Genomic DNA, 5237 nt, shown 5'->3' with positions numbered 1-5237 from the left:
TTCTGTCCGTCGCAAACTTCGGTAAAGAACCTTCAGAAAGAGGGAATGGAAGAAGGAATATGGTTTACTGGTGACGTAATGTACGATCTATTCTTGAAGATGGAGAAGCACTTCGATTATTCAGTAGTAGAGCGACTCTGCCTTGAAGAAAATGGTTACGTTGTTGTCACAATTCATAGGGATTTCAATACAGATAACGGGGAAAGGCTAGAAGAGATTCTTAAGCAACTCACGGTAATTCAGAAGAAAAAAAGAGTGGTTTTTCCTATACATCCAAGAACCAGAAAGCGAATTGAGGAATTTGGTCTTGAGAATCATTTGGAGAATCTAGACATAATAGACCCACTCGACTATTCTTCAATGATGGGACTTATCAAATATTCATGGAAAGTGATCACCGACAGTGGTGGCCTTCAGAAAGAGAGTTACTTCGCAGGAAAACAAGCGGTAGTAGTAATGCCAGGCACTGGCTGGATTGAGCTAGTTGATGCCGGAATCAACTGCCTAACACCTCCAGAAATGATCAGAGATTCACTTGTCCTTATTCATGCAAATATATGTGAGAAAGGGCTTTACGGTTCAGGGAATGCGGCAGCAAAAATCGCTTCGCGCTTGGCTAGTGAATTGAGGCTTGGTGCACGAACACAGTAGTCTCCGGAGGGGTTTTCATTGGAAGAGCAGGAATTGCCGAAAGTCACAATCATAGTTCCTACAAGGAACGAAGTTCATTTCATCGAAAAGTGTCTTAACTCGTTTTTGATATCTGACTATCCTGAGCATTTGATGGAAATAATCATTGTTGATGGGATGAGTGAAGATGGTACAAGTGAAATTGTCAAAAGGTATTGCAAGCGAGACAAAAGAATTGTCCTAATCAACAATCAGAAACTGATCACTCCCGTTGCGATGAACTTAGGAGTGAAAGCTTCAAAAGGGGAATACATATTCTTCAGCGGCGCACACAGTGAAATGCCATCGGACTACATCTCTAAATGCGTCCAGCATGCTATAGAAAGCGGTGCAGACAATGTGGGTGGAGTAGTGAAAACGGAGCCTCGTGTAAACTCTCCCGTGGGAAGAGCTATCGCCGAAGTCTTATCTCATCCAATTGGAGTTGGCGGTGCCAAGTTTAGGACAGGCGTAACCAAACCCACAGAGGTAGATACTGTTCCTTTCGGTTGCTACAAACGAGAGGTTTTCGACAGAATCGGTTTTTTCAACGAAAAGCTCGTAAGGAATCAAGATATCGAATTCAACTTGAGATTAAAACGAGCGGGGGGCAAAATAATTCTCTTCCCTGACATTGAGTTACTTTACTATGCAAGATCTACTTACAAAGAACTATGGAGTAATAATTACGGAAATGGCTTCTGGGTAATAGTAGGTGCGAAGTATGCCAAGATTCCCTTTTCGCTTAGGCATCTCGTGCCTTTCATTTTTATTCTGTCATTGGTTTTAGGTGCCGCACTTTCACTATTAAGTGTTTTGATTAAGACATTCTCGCTCTTGATGATTCTCATGTACTTATTTACAGTAATCTGCTATTCTATGTCAATAGCCATGGCCGCTGGAAAATGGAAGGTCTTCTTTGCTTCAGTTCTCGCTTTTCCTATTCTTCATGTTTCATATGGTGTTGGTTCATTTGTCGGTCTGTTCTCACTCATTGGTAGAGGGGAGCAGAATTAGTTGTATACGCTCTCGCTTCAGGATGATAGATGGCTAAAGAGGCTCTGTGGAGGTGCAGAGGTTTACTCACCTGCAGGGAGTGCAATTCAGCCCGATTCAATTAAGGATTTTGAGAAGCAAGGAATTACATATGTATCGAAGAGTGATGAAGGGTTAGTAGTGTATTCTGGATCTGTCAGGCAAGTGCCTCTCTACATTGACAAGAAGGGAAGACAAGTAACTGACAAACCCTGTCTTGAAGCACATGATCTGCTCAAGGACTCAATCATTGATTTGCTTTCTTTTGGCTATGTGACAGGTCGATCGACGCTCCTCGATTCGGTAATGCAGTTTAGAGCCGGAGAACAAATCGTGATCAAAGATGATTCTGAAACTATCATCGATATTCTAGAAAGCATTCACAGACCTGACAAAGCCTTCACTTACGATGAGTTTTCAAAGAGGTTATTGACAGTCCTGCGAGATGTATTCAAGGAATCAAATTCCATCTCAGCGGATCAGAGAATAGTTCTTCCTCTTAGCGGGGGCTACGATTCGAGACTGATTGCCTGTTTACTAAGGGATGCCGGAATAGACAATGTGATATGTGTGAACTATGGAGCGAAAGGTGCAGGAGAAGTTGAATCTAGCCCAAGTAGAGAAGTTGCTGCCCGACTAGGCTATGAATGGTATTATGTTGAATATAACTTCGAAGAAATGCTGGATGAGATGACTTCTGAAGAATTCGAACATTACTATTTATCTTCTCATGGATTTTCTTCAACCCCGCATGTACAGGAATACCTTCTAATGAAGAGGCTAGAAAAATCCTTTCCTGGAGAGAAACTGGTATTTGTACCTGGACACTCTGCTGACTTCTCTGCTGGTTCTCACATTACCCCTTTGGTGTTGTTGTCAAATAGATCTCGAGATTTCAATTCGCTTGTTGGCGCAACTATTGCGAAGCATTTCACTCTTAGAAAGTCCCCAGTTCCTCCTGAGGCTAAACAACATGTGCATGACGAACTTAAGGAAATCGTTGCTTACGTATCTGAACCATACATGGCCTTCGAAATCTGGAACTGGTTTGAAAGACAGTCTAAGTTCATAGTAAATTCCATCAGATTATACGAGTATTTCGGACATAAGTGGTGGCTTCCGTTTTGGGACAATAGATTTGTCAATTTCTGGTTCACTGTTCCTCTAGCGCAGAAAGTGAATAAACAGTTTTATGATAGATTTGTCGTGCATGAGTTTTTTGAACCGATGGGAGTCTCATTCGATGCAAGAAGCAAAGAGAGCGAGAAAAAGAGAAAGAGCTTCATGATGAACCTCGCGTCATTATTTGCATCTGCTGAGCTTATGATGAGAGCAAAAGAGTTTTACATGAAGCGCAGATATCACAATCCTTGGGGAATGGATTTGGTAGGTGAAAAAGTTTTGCAGCGTTTCATTCTGAAATATCCAGAGGCTTCTTCAAAACTGAAGAATTTGGTTGAGAACAGACTTGGAAAGAAAGGTTATGATCCCAATTGCTTTCTGTCAGAGATTCTCATACTGCTTATTTTGAGTCAAGATCTTCGAGGCGAGCAGTGTTGAGAAACGGAATAGCCCTTTTGAGTGATATCAACTTTCAAAAGGTACCGAAGGTTGATCCAGAACTGAAAGAGCTTCTTCTGAAAGAAGTCGTCATTGCAAACCTGGAAGGTTACGTTGATGATGAGCCAGGAAATAACACCCTTGGCATGACTGAAGACTCTATTAAGAAAATGCGTGAGTTGTTAAATATTAGATTCGTCAGCTTGGCGAATAATCATTCACTTGATGGAGGCAAGAAGGGTTTCAGAAGGACTGAAGAAGCTCTTCAAAATGTAGGAATAACTTCGTTTGGAACCAGAGAAAGACCATATGTTATTTTTGAGAATTCAGGAAAAAAGATTGGAGTACTTGCTTTTGCTTGGAGGTTCACCGGTGCAAAGTCCAGGGTTCTCAACCTTTGTTGGATTTCTCTGAAAAAGATAATAAAGCAGGTGAGCAAACTCAAATCTGAAGTGGAGTATCTGATTGTCTACCCTCATTGGGGAGTAGACTTTGAAGTATTACCCACTCCGTGGCAAATGGCAGCAGCAAATAGAATAGTCTCAGCGGGCGCTAACTTGATTGTCGGACATCATTCACATACAATTCAGCCGGCTATGAAGAATGTATATTTCAGCATAGGAAATACGTTTATGCCCAAGAATGAAGTTACTTCGTACCATTCAGGAAGATCTAATAGTGGTCTTATAATTGAACTAGACAAAGAAAATGACAGTTCAGTTTCACCTAGAATGATGGGATCAAGTCCTGATTCCATGTATCTGCAAGGAGATTCGGAAAACAGGAACTCAGAACTAGATCCTTCTTTGACGAGCAATCTGAAAAGATACTGTGAATTCTTCAGAAGTAAGAGAATTAAGCGAACGATGCCTGTGTTTTGTGGGAATGCTTGTGACTATTTTGCTAGAATTCCTTATGTTTTACTTCTGGAAAGCTTAGTTTCGACTGGATTTGTTAAGAAGTTGCTTAGAAATAGGAGACGCACATGAGTATTCTGGTTATCGCCTTTCTCCACCCGAAGAAAGATAAGCGCGTGATGAGAACAGTAGAAGCTTTATCGTCTGCTGGAGACGTTGATTACATATACTGGTCCGAAGACGAGTCCGAATACCATACCGAAGGGGATGTGACATTTCATCCGGTTCTGCATCATATTAACAAACATAGCATTGTCAGAGAACTCATCTCAAGGAGAACTCATGAAGCAAAGATGATAGAAGTTGCCTCTTCTTTGAGACCTGAGTTGGTTTACATACATCATTTTGCGACAGTAATTCCGTTACAAATCTACAAGAGGTTCTGGAAAATGAAAGTCCCAATTATTACCGATTTTCATGAGTATGTTCCAGAAGAGTTCCTATTTGGTGTCAACGCGATTCCTAAGATTATAAAGACTAACTATGCAAAATCCTTTTACAGAAAGATGTTGTCCAGATCCGCTGGTGCCGTTTTCGTTTCTAAGTGGATGATTGATGATGCAAAAGCAATTAACCCACTTTTGAAAACACTATGGATACCGAACTACGGAGATTCTTCTGTTGAAACTCTAGCAAAGGAACGAAGAAACAAAGAGATTGTTTTCGTTGGATCAGTTCGAAGAGACCTCGAAAAAGAGAAGGAATTACTCATCTGCTTAAAGAAAAAGGGATATGAGTTTACTACGATAGGATCTTCACCTCTTGAGGGAATTAGTCAGAGCATCCCATTTCTTGAATACGGCAAGATGATTAAGAGAATATCTCAGGCAAGTTTTTCAATCATATCTTTCAGCAGTACTGACGCTGGAGGAAAACCACTCTTGAACTATGTACATTCAATGCCAAACAAGTTCTTCGATTCCGTAGTTTCCGGAACTCCAATCATAGTTGATAAACGATTAGAGGATATTGCTCAAATAGTTGAAAGAGATAACCTGGGCATTGTAATAGATAGGAATAATCCCGAAGAAAGTGCTGAAACAATTGATCATATAT

General features: G+C 40.9%; 5 protein-coding genes. All 5 read left to right on the top strand.

Features of this window, described 5'->3' with window-relative positions; translation table 11 throughout:
* The coding region (locus ENN47_06705; protein HDP77859.1) for a UDP-N-acetylglucosamine 2-epimerase (non-hydrolyzing) at positions 1 to 651 on the top strand (651 nt) is incomplete at its 5' end.
* 18 nt (positions 652 to 669) lie between these two features.
* Positions 670 to 1686, top strand: a complete 1017-nt coding sequence (locus tag ENN47_06700; GenBank protein ID HDP77858.1) for a glycosyltransferase family 2 protein — start codon at positions 670 to 672, stop codon at positions 1684 to 1686.
* Positions 1687 to 3264 carry an asparagine synthetase B family protein gene (locus tag ENN47_06695; GenBank protein HDP77857.1) on the top strand — a complete coding sequence of 526 codons (1578 nt, stop codon included), beginning with the start codon at positions 1687 to 1689 and terminating at the stop codon, positions 3262 to 3264.
* On the top strand, positions 3198 to 4253 hold the full coding sequence (locus ENN47_06690) for a hypothetical protein (protein ID HDP77856.1): 1056 nt from the start codon (positions 3198 to 3200) through the stop codon (positions 4251 to 4253). The genes ENN47_06695 and ENN47_06690 overlap by 67 nt, the downstream gene beginning before the upstream one ends.
* The coding region (locus ENN47_06685; GenBank protein ID HDP77855.1) for a hypothetical protein at positions 4250 to 5237 on the top strand (988 nt) is incomplete at its 3' end. The genes ENN47_06690 and ENN47_06685, both read left to right, overlap by 4 nt.

Origin of the sequence: Mesotoga infera (assembly GCA_011045915.1) — a bacterium.
GTDB classification, from domain to species: domain Bacteria; phylum Thermotogota; class Thermotogae; order Petrotogales; family Kosmotogaceae; genus Mesotoga; species Mesotoga infera_D.
The sequence above is the reverse complement of the archived record's forward strand: the minus strand, read 5'-3'. Positions and strand labels throughout refer to the sequence as shown.